The 16,046-nt window shown below is 65.4% G+C and carries 19 protein-coding genes; 7 read left to right on the top strand and 12 right to left on the bottom strand.

The genetic code is table 11. The features are described from left to right. Positions 1–5: 5 nt before the first annotated feature. The gene (locus K0B96_RS11995; protein ID WP_220161134.1) at positions 6–1,763 is read right to left on the bottom strand and encodes a sensor histidine kinase; all 1,758 of its coding nucleotides are present in this window, start codon (positions 1,761–1,763) and stop codon (positions 6–8) included. A 241-nt stretch (positions 1,764–2,004) separates the two neighbouring features. Here K0B96_RS11995 and K0B96_RS11990 point away from each other — a divergent pair, with 241 nt between their 5' ends. After that, positions 2,005–2,175 carry a DUF1328 family protein gene (locus tag K0B96_RS11990; protein ID WP_220161133.1) on the top strand — a complete coding sequence of 57 codons (171 nt, stop codon included), beginning with the start codon at positions 2,005–2,007 and terminating at the stop codon, positions 2,173–2,175. Between the two features lie 69 nt (positions 2,176–2,244). On the opposite strand, the gene K0B96_RS11985 is transcribed toward K0B96_RS11990, so the two are convergent. From K0B96_RS11985 to K0B96_RS11975, 3 genes are all read right to left on the bottom strand, one after another. Then, positions 2,245–3,054, bottom strand: coding sequence for a DUF2145 domain-containing protein (locus K0B96_RS11985; protein ID WP_220161132.1), 810 nt, complete (start codon positions 3,052–3,054; stop codon positions 2,245–2,247). 7 nt (positions 3,055–3,061) lie between these two features. Next, complete coding sequence (locus tag K0B96_RS11980) at positions 3,062–3,499, bottom strand: hypothetical protein (RefSeq protein ID WP_220161131.1); 438 nt, start codon at positions 3,497–3,499, stop codon at positions 3,062–3,064. Between the two features lie 131 nt (positions 3,500–3,630). Then, on the bottom strand, positions 3,631–4,590 hold the full coding sequence (locus K0B96_RS11975; protein ID WP_220161130.1) for a phytanoyl-CoA dioxygenase family protein: 960 nt from the start codon (positions 4,588–4,590) through the stop codon (positions 3,631–3,633). Between the two features lie 346 nt (positions 4,591–4,936). Between K0B96_RS11975 and K0B96_RS11970 the strand changes: the two genes are divergently transcribed. The 5 genes from K0B96_RS11970 to K0B96_RS11950 all read left to right on the top strand — a co-directional run bounded on the left by K0B96_RS11970 (position 4,937) and on the right by K0B96_RS11950 (position 8,008). Further along, entirely contained in the window at positions 4,937–5,629 is a 693-nt protein-coding gene (locus K0B96_RS11970) for a carboxylesterase family protein (protein ID WP_220161129.1), read from the top strand. 55 nt (positions 5,630–5,684) lie between these two features. Beyond that, complete coding sequence (locus tag K0B96_RS11965; RefSeq protein ID WP_220161128.1) at positions 5,685–6,431, top strand: glycerophosphodiester phosphodiesterase family protein; 747 nt, start codon at positions 5,685–5,687, stop codon at positions 6,429–6,431. Positions 6,432–6,499: 68 nt separating this feature from the next. Beyond that, positions 6,500–7,000: a hypothetical protein gene (locus tag K0B96_RS11960; RefSeq protein ID WP_220161127.1), complete on the top strand. Its 501-nt coding sequence runs from the start codon at positions 6,500–6,502 to the stop codon at positions 6,998–7,000. A 101-nt stretch (positions 7,001–7,101) separates the two neighbouring features. Next, entirely contained in the window at positions 7,102–7,497 is a 396-nt protein-coding gene (locus K0B96_RS11955) for a hypothetical protein (protein ID WP_220161126.1), read from the top strand. Between the two features lie 46 nt (positions 7,498–7,543). After that, on the top strand, positions 7,544–8,008 hold the full coding sequence (locus tag K0B96_RS11950) for a VOC family protein (RefSeq protein WP_220161125.1): 465 nt from the start codon (positions 7,544–7,546) through the stop codon (positions 8,006–8,008). A gap of 129 nt (positions 8,009–8,137) precedes the next feature. Here K0B96_RS11950 and xylA read toward each other — a convergent pair whose 3' ends face one another. The 3 genes from xylA to ggt form a co-directional block, all read right to left on the bottom strand. Next, the gene (gene xylA, locus K0B96_RS11945; protein WP_220161124.1) at positions 8,138–9,460 is read right to left on the bottom strand and encodes a xylose isomerase; all 1,323 of its coding nucleotides are present in this window, start codon (positions 9,458–9,460) and stop codon (positions 8,138–8,140) included. A 121-nt stretch (positions 9,461–9,581) separates the two neighbouring features. Then, positions 9,582–10,571, bottom strand: a complete 990-nt coding sequence (locus tag K0B96_RS11940; RefSeq protein ID WP_220161123.1) for an aldo/keto reductase — start codon at positions 10,569–10,571, stop codon at positions 9,582–9,584. Between the two features lie 99 nt (positions 10,572–10,670). Continuing rightward, entirely contained in the window at positions 10,671–12,473 is a 1,803-nt protein-coding gene (ggt, locus tag K0B96_RS11935; protein WP_220161122.1) for a gamma-glutamyltransferase, read from the bottom strand. A 72-nt stretch (positions 12,474–12,545) separates the two neighbouring features. On the opposite strand from ggt, the gene K0B96_RS11930 reads away from it, so the two are divergent. Beyond that, complete coding sequence (locus tag K0B96_RS11930) at positions 12,546–13,151, top strand: DUF2937 family protein (protein ID WP_255558639.1); 606 nt, start codon at positions 12,546–12,548, stop codon at positions 13,149–13,151. Between the two features lie 131 nt (positions 13,152–13,282). On the opposite strand, the gene K0B96_RS11925 is transcribed toward K0B96_RS11930, so the two are convergent. The 5 genes from K0B96_RS11925 to K0B96_RS11905 all read right to left on the bottom strand — a co-directional run bounded on the left by K0B96_RS11925 (position 13,283) and on the right by K0B96_RS11905 (position 16,045). Continuing rightward, a complete protein-coding gene (locus K0B96_RS11925; protein ID WP_220161121.1) occupies positions 13,283–13,744 on the bottom strand; it encodes a ferritin-like domain-containing protein in 462 nt (153 codons plus the stop codon). A gap of 85 nt (positions 13,745–13,829) precedes the next feature. Further along, positions 13,830–14,267, bottom strand: a complete 438-nt coding sequence (locus K0B96_RS11920) for a hypothetical protein (protein ID WP_220161120.1) — start codon at positions 14,265–14,267, stop codon at positions 13,830–13,832. A 292-nt stretch (positions 14,268–14,559) separates the two neighbouring features. Then, entirely contained in the window at positions 14,560–14,739 is a 180-nt protein-coding gene (locus K0B96_RS17650; protein WP_220161119.1) for a type II toxin-antitoxin system HicA family toxin, read from the bottom strand. Beyond that, positions 14,739–14,954: a type II toxin-antitoxin system HicB family antitoxin gene (locus K0B96_RS11910; RefSeq protein WP_220161118.1), complete on the bottom strand. Its 216-nt coding sequence runs from the start codon at positions 14,952–14,954 to the stop codon at positions 14,739–14,741. The genes K0B96_RS17650 and K0B96_RS11910 overlap by 1 nt, the downstream gene beginning before the upstream one ends. Positions 14,955–15,079: 125 nt before the next feature. Beyond that, positions 15,080–16,045 (bottom strand): aldo/keto reductase, encoded by a 966-nt coding sequence (locus K0B96_RS11905; protein ID WP_220161117.1) that lies wholly within the window; start codon positions 16,043–16,045, stop codon positions 15,080–15,082. Position 16,046: the final 1 nt, after the last annotated feature.

Here is a 16,046-nt window from a genome sequence, read left to right as displayed (position 1 = left end):
GGCGGTTAGGAAGCAACGGCGGGAGCGGGCGGTTGAACAGCAGCGACGGCGGCGGCATCGCGGGGCAGGGAAAAATAGAACGTGGCGCCGGTGCCTTTGACGCCTTCGGCCCAGGTGCGGCCGCCATGACGGGTAACGATGCGGCGGACGTTGGCGAGGCCGATGCCGGTGCCGGGGAACTCGGACATCGCGTGCAGGCGTTGGAAGACGCCGAAGAGTTTGTCGACGTGGCGCATGTCGAAGCCGACGCCGTTGTCGCGCACGAAGAAAATCCATTCCGTGCCGTCGGGGCCCAACTGCGCGCCGATCTCGATGCGGGGGGCGGGATTCTTGGAGGAATATTTGACGGCGTTTTCGACCAGGTTGGACCACACTTGGTGCAGGAGCGCGGGGTCGCCGGGCAGCGTGGGGAGCGGGGCGATTTGCCAGGCGATGGGGGCGGTGGATCCGCTCAGGTTGAGTTCGCGGATGACGGTGGCGAGCAGGTGATCGTGGGCGACGGGCTCAAGTTTGACGGGGGTGCGACCTGCGCGGGAGAACGCGAGCAGGTCGTCGATCAGCCGGCCCATGCGCTGGGCGGCGTGGCCAATCGTGTCAAGGTAGCGGGTGCTCGTCTCGTCGGCGTTGCCGTTGAGGTGCTGACCGAGGAGTGCGGAGAATCCGTCGATGTGACGAAGGGGTGCGCGCAAGTCGTGCGACACGGAGTAGGAAAAGGCTTCGAGCTCGGCCACGGCGGCGGTGAGTTGGCCGTTTTGGCGCTGCAAATCCGCATTGAGCTGCGTGATCTTTTGTTCGGCGGCGCGGCGGCGGGTGAGATCGCGGACCGTCGCGAGGGTCACGCGGCCATCGTCGGTTTCGAGGGGCGAAAGCATGATCTCGACGGGGAGGGTCGAGCCGTCGGCGCGGCGGGCGACGTAGTCCATTCGCTCGTCGAGCGCGGGCGCAAAACCGTCGGCCGGTGCATCTTCGTTCTTCGCCGCATGGGCGGCGCGAAATGCCTCGGGCAGGAGGGCTTCGACCGGATGGCCGATCAACGCGGAGCGGGTGTGGCCAAAGAGGCGCTCGGCGGTGCGGTTGAGGCGCACGATGCTGCCGGCGGGCGAGACGACGATCAATCCGTCCGCGGCATTTTCGAACAGGCTTTCGAACATGGCGCGGTTGCGCTCGAGCTTGGACTCGGCCTCGCGGCGAAGGCGAAAATCCCGACCGATGAGAATGCCGGCCACGGTGACCAAGCCGATGGCGAGAGCGCCGCCGAGGACGACGCAGGCCATGGTGAGCTCCAAGGCGTGCACGACCGCGGCGGAGCGTTGGGCGAGCAACTGCTCTTCGTGCCGCCGCATCTCTCCAATCGTCTGGCGGATGCGCACGATGATGTCGTGGCTGCGAGAGGTTTTCGCTTCGGTCGCGGTGCTGACGCCTTGCGCCTGGCGCAGGTCGATGCGGGCTTGGAGTCGGACGGCGGCTTCGGCAAGCAGAGGGTCAAGTGCGTCGATCCGCGCGCGTTGCGCCGGTTGGTCGGCGGTGAGCTGGCGGACGATGGCGGCGCGGCGGCGGCTTTCCGCGGCGGCGTGGCGATAGGCTTCCAGATACGTTTCATCGCCCAACAGCAGGTAATTACGCGCGCCGACCTGCATGTTCAGCACCTCGACGAGCGTCTCATTGAGGTCGCCAATGACTTCCTGAGTGTGTTCGACCCAGCGGAAGGTGTCCACGAGGCGCGCGGCGTTCCACCACGTGAGGGCGCCGATGAGGAGGAGCATCGCGGTGGACCCGGCGAGACCCGTAAAAACTTTTCTTTCTAAATTTAGCATCAGATCTTGGCGCCGCCGTGGCGCGCTGGAGGCCGGTGGAACATGCGGGCGATGAACAAAATCTGCGGTGAGCCGAGAGGGTGTCAATCGCTGTGAGTGATGATTATAAAACGCCGCCGGCCAACGGCGCAGGAACGGAGGGAAGCGCGCTCGGTCTGCGCGAGCAAACAACAGTAAACCTTTCTTTATTATGCTAAAATGGGCTTTAATATTCGCGCTGGTGGCAATCGCAGCGGGGGCGCTGGGTTTCGCGGCTTTGGCCGGAGCGGCGGCCGCGATCGCCAAGATCATTTTCTTCCTTTTTCTCGCGGTCTGCGTGCTGTTGCTCGTGCTCGGCGTGTTCGTGGGGAAGAAGTTATAGGCATCCGCACACAAAAAGGCCTCCGTGCCGGGGCAGCGGAGGCGTAAGGCAGGCGCCCGATCGGCGGGTTCAGTCCATGGAAATGGTCATCGATTCCTCCATGAGCCCGTTTTCGGCGAAAAACGCTTTCAGTGAGTCGTAGGAGGCGGTCTGGAGGCCCGATTTATCCATGTCGGCCCGGCTCACGCTGCTCATAAACGAGGAGCCAAACGCCTGCAGGCCGTTGAGCTTGACCGGGGTGGGTTTGAAGTAGCGGCGGATGTTGTCGTAGATGCGGGCGCGGTCGTCGGTTTGGTAAATCGCGGCGACACAGATCTTCAGCGTGTGGGTGACGCAGTTGTCGAAGCGGTCAACCCAAGGGTTGGTGACGAGGTTATAGTCGGGATTGTGCAGCGCCTGATAGGCCGGCGAGCGGATCACGGCGAGGATGCGTTTTTGCAGCGCCTCGATCGGGACGAACACCGCGACGTCGCGCTCGGCGGTGCCGGAAACAAAATCGTAAGTAAAGTCCTGCGCGAGGTAGGATCGGTTGGCGCGGCCTTGGTCGCCTTGATACAGATTATAGACAGTATAGGTGTGCCCGATGTGGCCATCAGCGGAGCGCACGGGCTCGAAGACGATGATGGCCACGTGTGTATAAGTAATGCCCTGAGGTAGTTGGGAGCGCGGACGGCCGGAGCGCGCAATGATCGCGAGATTGACTTTCTTCGCATCGAGCGTGGCGTTCACTTTTTCCGCGAACTGGCGGATGGTGGCGTCGCCGAATTTCTCGGCCCCGGTGCGGCTGCCCGCTGCACTGCCGGCGAAGGCGGGTGCAGGGGCGACGAATGTGGCGAGCGCGGTGAGCGCGAAGAGTGGAAGGAGGCGGGTGAGCTTCATGGCGGGATCAGCGCTGGTTTTGCTTGAGCATCTCGGCGGGCGAAGGGTCGTGCGGGGGCGGCGCGGGTGGAACCGGCGCGGGCGGCAGACCCACCGAGGGATCGAGGCTGGGGCGCGAAGCGGGATCGCCGGACGAAAAATCCCATGTCTGCCGGGCGGCATCGGCGGCGCTCGCCCCGACAGCGGCGGCGGACGAGCCGACGGCGGATACGGTGGCACCAGCGGAGACGGCGGCGCTGCCGGCGAGCCAGAGCGGGACCGCGGCGATCTTCGAGGTGAGACGGAGGGAGCCAGCGGCGGCGGCGACGGCGGCCTGAGTGGACTCCGCAGCGGCGGCGCCGGTGTAGCGGACGGCTTCCGAGCCGTGATCGGCGGCGGCCTGGGATTGCGCAAAAGCCGGGGAGCCGACCAGCGCGAAAACGGTGATCCAGAGCGGGGGTTTCATCCGAGACCGGATGAGGCGAAGGCGTTTAGGTGTCAATCCGCTGACGTGTAAGGCACGGGCTGGTTAACGCGCGCCGACGTTGAGCTGCGGCGGATGTTGGCGGGGCGCACGGGGCCCGGCCGAGGAGGTGTTTAGCAGATCCGCCGGCTGGGCTGGAGGTAGGTGTCGTTCCACGGCGTGAGCGTGAGCGGTTGACGCTGCCAATAGTATTTCAACGCATCGCTCGACCAACCGGCGTAGATCTGTTCCCACGTGAGATCGCAGTGCGGCTTGAGGGACTTTTCCTCGACCACGTCGTTGACCGATTGGTAGCGGACGTCGAGCGAGAGGCGGATGAGGTCTTTGTGCTGGCAACGCAGCGCCTTGTGCACGGTGTGGCTCGGGAAGGTGATAATATCGCCGGCTTCGTAGTCGCCCTCGGCCCACTCGGTTTCCCAAGGGCAGAGCGAGACGGCGATGCCGCCGGCGCCTTTCGAGGGCTGGATGGGAATATAGCCGGCGCGGTGAGAACCTTTGAGAATCGTGAGTCCGCCGCAGGAGCGCGGACAATCGCCCAGCGGAAACCAACAGGTCCACGTGGCGGCGGTGCCTTGGATCAGCGGAAAGTCTTGGTGCGGGGGAGTAGGGAAAACCGCTTTGTGGCCGGTGATCATGCGGCCGATGTGGCGCGGGTGCACGAGCACCTCGCTGCCAAAAAGCGTGCGATAGAGCGCGAGCAACTTCGGGTGGTGCGGCAGACGATGAAAACTTTCCAGTTTCTGCACGTCGTCGTAGGCGGCGATACTGACGCCGATATCGGTGCGCATCTTCTCTTCGGGCACCTCGTTGAGCGCGTCCAGATTGATGCGTCCGCCGAGCGCGTCCTGACCGGGTTGGCGCCAACCGTGGCGTTCGACGACGGCCAGCATGTCTTTTCGCAGAGCGAAGAGTTCGGCGACAGGCAGGAAGTGTTTGAAGAACAAGAAGCCGTCGTCGGCCGCACGTGCGCGCAGGGCGTCGGCGTCGCCGAGGAGCGGCGTGGAGTCAACGAACGGCACTTTGCGGACGCCGGGAGATTCGGGGACAGGGGCCGAGGTGAGCGGACTTGTCATCGCCCAAACTGAAGCACATCGGCCGCGCGGAGGCAGGTCGAAAGTCCGCAAAATCGCGGGCGAGGCGGGGCCGCGGGCGAGGAAAGCCTCGTTGCGGCGGGCGCGACGCGCGGTGGTCGCGGAGGAGCCGCGTTGGCTGGGCGGACAGAGATTGTTGCGCGTTGACGAGGCAGTGGGGGGCGAGATTGCGCGGGCGGGCGGTGATGCGGGGTTTCGCTGGACGCAGGCGTCGAACCCGAGGCGTGACGGGCGGTGCGACGTCCGCGCAGGAACTTACGCGATTCCCGGCGGACGAGGTGTCGACACGCCGCTCCGGATGAAGGAGTATGCGCTGCTCAACTCGCTCATGAATCCTTCTCCTGATCCCGCTCTCTCGTCGCAGTCTTCGCGCGCGCAAACGGCCGCGTCAGTCGAGGTGATGGTGCGTTACCGCTTTGATTATTTGTTGGCGTTGCCCGCCGAATATAGGGCGGAGGGCGGGGCGCAGTGGCCGTTGCTGGTATTTTTGCACGGGCGCGGCGAACGCGGCGCGGATCTGGCGGTGGTGAAACGTAACGGACCGCCGAAGTTGATTGAGGAGGGGCGCGCGTTTCCGGCGATCGTCGTTTCGCCGCAGTGCCCGGCGGAGGAGTGGTGGAGTGCGCCCGCGCTGGAAGCGTTCATCGCGGAGTTGCAGCGGCGGTATCGGGTGGACGCGGATCGCATTTACGTGACGGGCTTGAGCATGGGTGGGTTTGCAACGTGGGAACTGGCGGTGCGGCAGCCGGAAAAATACGCGGCGGTCGTGCCGATTTGCGGGGCGGGCGAGGCGTCGCTCGGCGGGCGATTGCGGGACTTGCCGGTGTGGGCATTCCATGGCGCGAAGGATCCGGTCGTGCCGGTGCAGCACACACAGGCGATGGTGGACGCGATCAAGGCGGCGGGCGGCGCGCCGCGGCTCACAATTTATCCCGAAGTGGAGCATGATTCGTGGACGCAGACTTATGCGAACGAAGAGGTGTGGACGTGGCTGTTTGCGCAGCGGCGCAGCGGCGGCTGACGCACGAGCGCGAGCGGAGTTGCGGTGACCGCAGGTGGGCGGCAAACCTCGGCCCGTGGAAATCATCGCGCATCGGGGGGCCTCGCACGACGCACCGGAAAACACCGTCGCGGCAGCGCGGCTGGCTTGGGCGCAGGGCGCGGATGCGCTGGAATGCGACGTGCGAACGACGGCGGATGGACGTTTGGTCGCGCTGCATGATGCGGATTTGCGCCGGGTGGGCGGGGCCGCGACCGGCATCGCGGACCTGACGTGGGCGGCGGTCCGGGACGTGGACGTGGGCCGCTGGAAAGCGGAGAGCTTCCGTGGCGAACGCGTGCCGGCTTTGGAAGAGTTATTGGCGGTGACGCCGGCGGGAAAACGCGTGTTGATCGAAATCAAGGACGGCGTTGCGAGCGTCGAGCCGGTGGCGCGGGTGGTGGAAGCGACCGCTGGCCCGCACGCACGCGTGGCAGTTATCGCGTTCGACCTCGCGGTCGCCGTGGCGGCGAAGGGCCGCCTGCCGGCGGCGGACGTGCTGTGGATCATCGACTCACCGCGCCTCGAGGTGCGCACGTGGGAGACTTTGGTCACGACGGCGCAGGCGGCGGGCGTGGACGGACTCGATGTGCACTGCGCGTGGCCGAATCCTGCGGCTGCGGTGCGGCGGGCACGCGAGGCCGGTTTGCGAACCTACGTGTGGACGGTGGACACGCCTGGCACGGCGAGACGCTGGCGAGACGCGGGCGCCGACGGCCTGACGACGAACCGGCCGGGCTGGCTGCGGAGCAAGTTACAGGAATGCGACGTGCGGCCATCGTGAGCGGAGCGGATCGCGCGCGGGCGCGAAGGGGTTTTGACACCGAGGGGAAAGCGGGATTTTCGAAGACGATGCAGAAATGGCTGTGGGTTTGCACGATGGCGGTGCTCGCCGGATGCGCGCGACAGGAACCGTTGGATCGCACGGTGCGGGCGGATACGCCGGTGAATCTGGCATTGTGGCGCGGGAAACAGGGGCGTGATGTGGCGTGGAAGGATTTCGATGTGGCGCTGCAGGAACTGCGGCTGGACATCATGATTGCGAAGGCGGCGAGCGGGGCGCAGGCGATCGACGAACGTGTGCGGCACACCATCGATGGCCAGACGGTGCGGTGGGTGTTGCGCGAAGGCTGGCAAAAGCGCGTCGAGCGGTTGCGCAATGAACACGACCAACTCGAGGCGTTTATTACGCAGAACAAAAGCTTCCGCTCGCAACCGGGGACGCAGGAAGCGGACGATCACCTAGAAGACAAAATCGATCAACTGACGGCACAACGCGACCGCACGGAACGAGACATCGAGGAAGCGGAGCGGAAGCTGGCGGAGTGGCGTGAGACGGGAGCGGAGCGTTGAGCGGACGATCGAGCTGGCCCGTAACTTGAGTCACCGGTGAGGCGTCGCTGTTGCTTTCCCTGTTTCGATCGCCGGCAGATCGGTCAACCCAACCTCTAGTGATGAAAAAATTGCTGCTTATCTTGATGCTGGCGTTCGCTGTGAGCGCGCGGGCCGACGATGCGGTGGGCGCTTTTCGGTCGGGGCTGCAGGCGTTTCAGGCCAACGGGCCGGACGCGTTGCTCCGGGCGTGGTATAGTTCGGATACCGATACAAAACTGGGCGAACTGCGCGCGCGTCTGGTTGCGGTGAGTTCGCGTTTGGGTCCGGTGATCGAGACGGAGGTTTTCGCGCCATCCACTTTGGGCAAACGGCTCACGCGATTGTATGGCGTGATTTATTTTCAACGCCGACCGCTGTGGATCCGGGCCGATTATTACGTGGGCGAAGGCACGGGCGGATTTGTGGCGCTGGAGTTCTCGTTGAAGCCGGATGATATCCTGCCGGTTGAACGGTAGTGCGATCGGCGCGCCACCACCCAAACGAAAATTGGACGAGACAACAATGAACGGCCGCCGCGGACTGCTGCATCATCAGAACATCATCGTGTCGAACGTGGCGCGTTCCGCGCCGTTTTACGCGGCGATGCTGGGTTATCTGGGCTATGAATTGTCAGGCAGCCACCGCGGCGAGGGCCATGAATACGACGACTGGAGACGGAACGATCTCGACGCGCCGCACGAATTCGGCATCGGCGGCGTGAGCCCGGAATATGTGGACGTGCCGTATCGACACGGCGCGGTGGGGCACCACACGCATGTAGCGTTCAACGCGGCGGACCGGGCGGACGTGGATCGGTTTTACGCGGACGTGCTGGTGCCGCTCGAGCAACAGGGTCTGTGCCGGGTGGAGGATCCGCCCGGCGACTGCCCCGAATACGGCGAACCGTATTACGCGACGTTTTTCTACGATCCCGACGGACTGAAATACGAGTTCGTGTTCACCGCCGCGCGGCATCGGCGGAAGTGACCGGGACGGACGTCGAGCTGACGCCAGTCCACCCGGCCAACTTCATTTAGTCCGGCGTGTCGGAGGTCCGAGTTTGCTGTGACGAAAAAATCCGCGGCGAAATAGAGCGGCGAAGATCGCCGTCCGGGCTCAGCGGTGCAGGTAACCGTTGATCAGGTTTTCGAGATACTCCTGTTTGCCGCTGCGGGGTTTCGGTTCGCCGAGTTCGGTGAGGACGAGCTTCTCGAGCTGCTTGAAATCGGTTTTGCGGCGCTCGATGTCGCGGCCGTAAGCCGTGTCGTAGCTGGCGTAGCGATCGCGCACGAAGCCGTCGAGTTTTCCGTCGGCGAGGATCTGGCGCGCGAGTTTGAACGCGAGGGCGTAAGCATCCATGCCGCCAATGTGCGCGAGGAAGAGGTCTTCGAGATCGATGGACGGACGGCGGAGTTTGGCGTCGAAGTTGAAGCCGCCGGAACCGAGGCCGCCGGCGCGCAGAATGGAGAGCATCGCGAGCGTGAGTTCCTTCACGTCGGTGTTGAACTGATCGGTGTCCCAACCGAGGAGGGTGTCGCCGGCGTTGGCGTCGATCGAGCCGAGCATGCCGTGCGCGGCGGCGGTTTCGATTTCGTGCTGGAAAGTATGGCCGGCGAGCGTGGCGTGATTGGTCTCGATGTTGAACTTGAACGCGCGGTCGAGCTTGTAGGTGCGGAGAAACGCGATGCCGGCGGCGACGTCGAAGTCGTATTGGTGCTTGGTCGGCTCCTTGGGCTTGGGTTCGATGAGAAACTGGCCGGTGAAGCCAATCTCCTTCGCGTAGTCCACCGCCATGTGCATGAACGCGGCGAGGTGGTCCTGCTCGCGTTTGAGGTTGGTGTTGAGGAGCGTCTCGTAGCCTTCGCGGCCGCCCCAGAAGACGTAGTTTTCGCCCCCGAGTGCGAGGGTCGCTTCGAGGGCTTTCTTCACTTGGGCGGCGGCGTAGGCGAAGACGTGGGCGTCGGGATTGGTCGCGGCGCCGCACATGTAGCGCGGATTGGAAAAGAGGTTTGCGGTGCCCCAGAGCAGCTTCACGCCGGTGGCTTGCTGCAGCGATTTCGCGTGCGCGATGAGGGCGTCGAGATGCTTGTTGGACTCGGCGAGCGTGCGGCCTTCGGGCGCGATGTCGCGGTCGTGGAAACACCAGAAGGGCGCGCGGATTTTCTGGAAGAACTCGAAGGCGGCATCCATGCGCGTCTTCGCGACGCTGACGGCGTGGGTGCCTTTTTCCCACGGGCGCGTGATGGTGCCGGGACCAAAGGGGTCGCTGCCCACACCACGGAAACTGTGCCAATACGCGATGGAGAAGCGCAGGTGCCCGGCCATCGTGCGGCCGTCGATGACCTCGTCGGGATTGTAATGCTTGAACGCGAGGGCGTTCGTCGAGGACGGGCCTTCGTAGGCGATCGTGGGGATGCGGGGGAAGTGCGATTTAGGCATGGAGCGAAGAAGGACAACGACGCTAGCGAGAGGGTGGCGAAGGAGGAAAGGATGGAGTTAGTCTAATGAGAGCGCAGCGCGTCGAAACGCCTGCGCGGGCGCGTGCACACTCGCCGGACTCTCACTTGCCGGAATACCAAAAGCCGCGGCGCCAGTTGTGGCGGCGCAACCTCGTGAGGAGGTCGGGCGGCATGGCGGGAAGATCGCTCACGGCGATGTTGGCTTCGGCTTGCGCGACGTTGCGGATGCCGGGAATGACGACGGAGACGGCGGGGTGCGAAAGCACGAATTTGAGCGCGGCCTGTGCCATCGAGTAGCCGCTGCCGGCGAGATCGGCGCGCACGGCTTCGGCGCGGCGCACGGCGCGGGGCAGGCGATCGCCGGCGAAATACGCGGAGCGAAAATCATCCGCGGGGAAACGCGTTTCCGGCGTGAACTTGCCGGTGAGCGCGCCCTCGTCGAAGGCGACCCGCACGATGATCGCGACTCCGCATTCGCGGGCGACATCGAGCAATTCGGCGGCGGGCTCTTGTTCGAAGAGACTGTAGATAACCTGCACGCTGTCGACCCAGCCGCCGCGCATGAGATCGATCACGCTGTTTTGATCATGTTCAGGCGTGGACACGCCGATGAGACCGATGCGGCCTTCGCGCTGGAGCGCGCGGAGAATTTTGAACGGAGTGGGGTTGCGATTCCAGGCGCGCGTCCACGTGTGCAGTTGGAGGAGATCGACGCGGTCGGTGCCGAGGTTGGCCATGCGCTCGGCGAGGTTGGCGCGGAGGTAGGCTTCGGGGTAGCGCTCGGCGGCGGAATCGTAGGGCGAGGGCGGCCAGTCACCGGCGGTGGGCGGCGTCTTGGTGGCGACGAAGATTTTTTCGGCGCGGCCGGCGGCGGCGCGTTCGCGGAGAATCTGGCCGATGAGGCGTTCGCTGCGGCCATCGCCATAACCGGCGGCGGTGTCGATGAAGTTGACGCCGAGGTCGAGCGCACGGTGGAGCGCGGCGAGCGAATCCGTGTCGGCCTGCGCGCCCCACGCGCCGCCGATGGCCCAGGCGCCGAAACCGATTTCGGAGGTCTGAAAGGAATTTTTTCCGAACGCGCGGTAGTGCATGGCGCACTGTGGCGGCCGCAGGGTTTCAGTTCACGGCGAAAATCAACGTGGGACGCCTGACGAGGGGCTCCGGCCGCGCCACCAAGGTCGGGCGCCTGCTCAATAACCCAGCGCGAGGCCGTCGGGTTTGCGCGGGTCGTTGACGCCTTCGCGATGGCCGGTGACCGGGTCGACGAGGATGGATTCGGCGTCCCCTTGGTAGAATTCGGAGAGCGGGGTCTTTTCGCCGGGGGCGCCGTAGAGGTTGCGTTGCGCGAGCGTGTGACCTCGGGCGCGGAGGGCGTCCGCGACGTCGGTGGGCATGCCGTAGGGTTCGTAGTTGATCACGTCGGGCATCCATTGGTGATGAATGCGGCGGGCCTCGATGGCCTGGCCGAGCGGCATCTTGAAATCGATGACGTTGGTGATGACCTGCAGAACGGTCGTGATGATCGTCGATCCGCCGGGACTGCCGGTGACGAGAAAGGGTTTCCCGTCTTGGAGGACGATCGTGGGCGTCATGGACGAGAGCGGGCGTTTGCCGGGGGCGATGGCGTTGGCCTCGCCTTGGATGAGGTGGTAGGAATTGGGCACGCCGGGCTTTGACGTGAAGTCGTCCATTTCGTTGTTCATGAGGATACCGGTGCCGGGAATGGTGACGCCGCTGCCGTAGCCGCCGTTGAGCGTGTAGGTGGTGGAGACGGCGTTGCCGGCGGCGTCGACGACGGAGAAGTGTGTGGTCTCGGTGGACTCGGGCGGGACGACGGGGGCGGGCGCGGCAGCCGGGGATGCGGGGCGGAAGTTGGCGCCGGGGAGAGGCGGGAGTTTCACATCGGCGCTGGGAGTGGCCTTGCCCTCGTTGAAATCGCTCATCAGCGCGGCGGTGTAGCTGGGATCGAGCAGCGCCTTGACGGGGATGGAGACGAAGTCCGGATCGCCAAGGTATTCGGCGCGGACGCGGTAGGCGCGGCGCATCACTTCGACGAACAAATGATAACGCGCGGAAGACTCGGCGCCGAGGTTGGCGACATCGAATGGCTCCAGCATCGCGAGCATTTGCAGGAGGGCGATGCTGCCGGAACTCGGCGGCGGCATAGTGACGACCTCGTAGCCGCGATACATCGTGCGGAAGGGCACGCGCTCGACGGCGCGGTAGGCTTGCAGGTCGGCGAGGGTGATGTTGCCGCCGTTGGCCGCCATCGCGTCGGCGATGTGGTGGGCGGTCTCGCCCTCGTAGAATTCGCGCGGGCCGCGTTTCTGCAGACGCGCAAACGTGGCGGCGAGTTCGGGCTGCCGCCAGAGTTCGCCGGCCTGCCAGAGGGCACCGTCGTGGAGGTAAATGCGTTTCGATTCGGGGAATTGTTCGAGGAGGTGGCGTTTCCAGCGGAAGCGGTCGGCGGTGTAAGGGGTGATGAGGTGCCCCTCGGCGGCGAGGCGGCGGGCGGGTTCGCAGACTTGCGCCCACGAAACTTTGCCGGAGCCGTATTTCTCCAACGCGAGCGCGAAGCCCGCCACGGTGCCGGGCACGCCGCTCGCCCGCCAGCCGACGGTGGAGAGGCCTTTGACGACGTTGCCGTGGGCGTCGAGATACATGTCGTGCGACGCGGCGGCGGGCGCCGTTTCGCGGAAGTCGATGGCGACGTCGCGTCCCGTGGCCAGATGGATGAGCATGAAGCCGCCGCCGCCGAGGTTACCGGCCCACGGATACACGGTGACGAGCGCGAGCCCGGTGGCGATGGAGGCGTCGACCGCGTTGCCGCCTTGCTGGAGGATTTCGACGCCGGCCTGCGTGGCGAGCGCGTGGACGGATACGACCATGCCGTGATCCGCTTCGACCGCGGTGAGTTGGGCACGCGCCGGGGCGACGAGCAGCGAAAGGGCGGCGAAGAACGCGAGGAGCAGCGGGGGACGGGTCGCAGGCATGGCGACAGCGTGGCAGACGGAAGACGCCGCAGGCAAGGGGCGGAGGAGGCGGCGAGCCGAAGCTTGCGGGGCGTGGAATTGCTCCCTTGTGTCGCGCGGATGCGCTGGACCCGACCGTTCTCCGCCGCGGGCACCGCGGGTGGAAAGTTTCTCGATCGCGCCGCGTGCGTGGCGGGTGCGCTCGTGTTTTCGCAGGCGCCGGAGTTCATGCAGCAATACCTGCAACGGCTCGGCGGCCACCTCGACGAGGCGCGGCGGCAGTTGCAACAGTTCCAGGCGGTGGCGACGCAATCGGGGCTCACGCTGGACGAACTGATCGCCAAAACGTCGGGCAACGCGGACGCAGCGGTGGCGCGCTTGGGCGGCGTGATGCACGCGGCGGCGGAACGCGCGGACTCGCTTTATAGCGCCGAGACGGCGCTGCGCACGGCATCGCTATGGGAGCGGCCGTTTGTGTTTTTGCGGCACTTGGATCCGGGCATCGCGCGGGCGACGTGGTCCGTCTTCAAGCCGGCCGTGCCGACCACAATGGAGGGGCTGGTCTATGCGGCGATCGGGGTGGCGGTGGCGTTGCTGCTAGTCCATGTGCTCTGCGTCTGGCCGTGCCGGGCGGTTTTGCGGCGGCGGCGGAGGCACAAGCGCGTTGTCGACGGGACCGCGGGGGCGGTTGAGCGGTAACCCGCGCGGCGGCAAAAGGGGGCGCGATCGGGCGCTGCGGCCGAACGCGTTGGCTCGGCCCACGAAAAAGGCGCGAGCCCCGAGGGGCGCGCGCCGTGGCAAGTGGGCCGTGCGGGGTGCGCGTTGGCGGGTTAACGCGTGGCGTATTTCGAACTATCGCGCAATTGCTTCACGCGATCATGGGCCGCCTGGATCGCCGTCAATTGCCGCGAGACGATATCGCGCGTCGCCAGATCCAAGTCTTTTTTCAGGGCCTCGCGGTAGGCTTTGAGGGCGGCGTCTTCGCCGCGTTCGCATTCGGCGAGGACGGAGTGGGGCTCGTTCGAGGCGATGGCCGATTTGATGTCGATCCAGCCGCGGTGAAGCGTGCCGGAAACGCTGCCATGCTGATCGGGATCGCCGCCGAGCGAGCGAATGCGGTTCTGCAATTCGCCCGTGAAGCGCTGGCGTTCGGCGGCAAACTGCTCAAAGAGGTTGCGGAGTTCCTGGTCCTCGGCGTCTTCACCCGCGGTGCGGAAGCCGTGGTGGCCATCGTTGCAGGTTTCGACCAGATCGTTGAGAATGCTGATGGTTTTTTCGTGCTCGGTTTTCATAAATTTCGAAGGTTTGGGCCGCTGGACTTAGGCGCCATAGTGCCTCCGAAATTCTCGTTGTTCCGCGTGCGTGGGCGTCAGGGAATCACTGACGCGCCGGGCGTTTGGGGGCGGCGAAGAGCGGGTCGAGCATGACCCGAATGGCATCGGCCGGCGTCTGCCGCGACAAGACCGCGCGGTGATAAGAGGCCGCGGCGATCGGCTTGTCGGTGCGAGCGCGACGAATCTCGAGGGAGGCCTCGATGAGGTAGGTGCTGAAATCCCACGCCCAGCGGTCGTTGTAACTGACGATGGCTTCGGCATCGTCGGGGGCCATGGTCAGCGGGCCCGAGGTGGCGGTGCGACCGTGGCGCTGAAGTTCGGCGACGATCAATTCGTCGATGCGGTGGTCGTCGCCGAGGCGCTTCTCGACGAAGAAGCGCTGGATGTTTTGCAGGTCGGCACGGGGACGTTCGCGAGTGGACACGGACGCGCAGCCGGCGAGCAGCGAGAGGGCGAGGAGGAGAGGGAGCAGACGGACCATGGCGGAACAAGACGCCGCGGGCGGACGTTGGCAACAGCAGTGGAGGAGAGACGGTTGCTCAATCCGGCGCAGGCTCGGAAGCCGCGCGGCGCGCGAGGGGGAAAATCCCGATCCAACCCGCGTCCCGCTGCGCGCTGGCTGGCGGCGATGCAGGCCGGGTATCTGCGGTTTGTCCGCAAGCGGGTGGCGCGCTGCGGCGGCGATCCGCCGCGCTTAATTGCATCGGCGTCGACGGCTTGCGGGTGGGCCGTTCGCTCCGCCGCGCGGCGGAGCGCGCCCTTCTTCGGCCTTTTCAGCCAGCGTCCAGAGCTCTCAAGATCTTCCGAGCAAGCGGTTCTTTGACCTCCGCGTGACGCGGAACCGCTTCGACGACGCCCGTCTTGGGATTGATCCAAAGTGAGTGCGAACTGCCCTCGCGCTTGAGATAACAGCCTGCGTGCCGCAGTCGCTTTTCCAATTCTCGCCGCTTCATCAGACCGCAACAACGGCCTGAATCGCTTCCTTCGGAAGACCACGGCGCGCATCAGCGACTCGATCCTTAAAAATGAGCCTAATCGCTTCACGGAGGCTTCGTTTGGCTTCAGTCACGGTCTCGCCCTGTCCATTCGCGCCGGGCACTTCCGGGCAAATGGCCCAGTATCCGCCTTCCGGCGCCTCTTCGATGATCGCGGTGAACTTGCCTTTCATGCGAGTGAGAATGCTCGGGGAAACTGCCTAGTCAACCGCACCGGCGCCAGCGTTTGCCGAGCGCGGCCCCGTAGCGAAACGCTCACGCGTTTCGCTATGGGGAGGGGCGAGGATCCTTCTTGAACCTACGCGGCGGAAAACTCTTTCGTGTGCAACTGGCGGGCGGCGGCGAGTTCGGCGGGCGTGTAAGGGGCGGCGTCGGAGGCGGCGGCGCAGCCGAGGATTTCGTCGAGTTTGCGCGAGCCGGCGAGCACGAGAGAAACGTGCGGATTGTCCAACACCCAGCGCATCGCGGCGGCGGCGAGGGACGTGATTTCGCCGCGCACGAGGAGTTGTTTATAGCGATCCGCGACGGCGACGCGTTCGGCGATTTCTTCGCGGCTGTAACGGGCGTTGAGCGAGCCGGCGGGAAAAACGGTGTCTTTCGTGAACGCGCCGCCGAGAAATCCGTTGGCGAGGGACTCGCGGGCGACGACGCCGATGCCGAGGCCGGCGACGTCGGCAATGAAAGTTTCCGTCTCGCGGTTCATGAGGCTGTAGACGACTTGGACGACGTCGATTTTGCGCTCGGCGGCCCAGTCGCGGGCGGCGGGGGCGGTGTCAGCGAACCAGGAGAGGGAGTGGCCGACGGCGCGCACTTTGCCGTCGCGCTTCAGTTTTTCGAGCGCGGCCCAGATGTCGTCGTGGATTTGCTCGCGACTTTGCGGCGAATGGAAAAAGAGGACGTCGAGGCGGTCGGTGCCGAGGCGGCGGAGGCTTTGCTCGACGGATTCGGTGACGCCGGCGGCGTGGAAATAAGTGTTGAGATGACCGCGGGTGGGATAGCGGCCGAATTTCGTGGAGATGCAGACGCGATCGCGGTCGGCGCCGAGGGCGGAGCCGAGGATGCGTTCGGCGATGCCGTCTTCCTGGGGCGAGCCGTAAAGGGGCGCGGTATCGAAGAACGTGATGCCGGCATCGAGGGCGCCGCGAATGGCGGTGGTGGCATCGGAGGTGCCGACGGAGCCGTAGACGGGTGAGCCGAAGGCCCAGGTGCCGAGGCCGATTTCGCTGACGCGGAGGCCGGTGCGGCCGAGAGTGCGGTCGTTCATA

Origin of the sequence: Horticoccus luteus (assembly GCF_019464535.1) — a bacterium.
Classification (GTDB): Bacteria; Verrucomicrobiota; Verrucomicrobiia; order Opitutales; family Opitutaceae; genus Horticoccus; species Horticoccus luteus.
The sequence above is the reverse complement of the archived record's forward strand: the minus strand, read 5'-3'. Positions and strand labels throughout refer to the sequence as shown.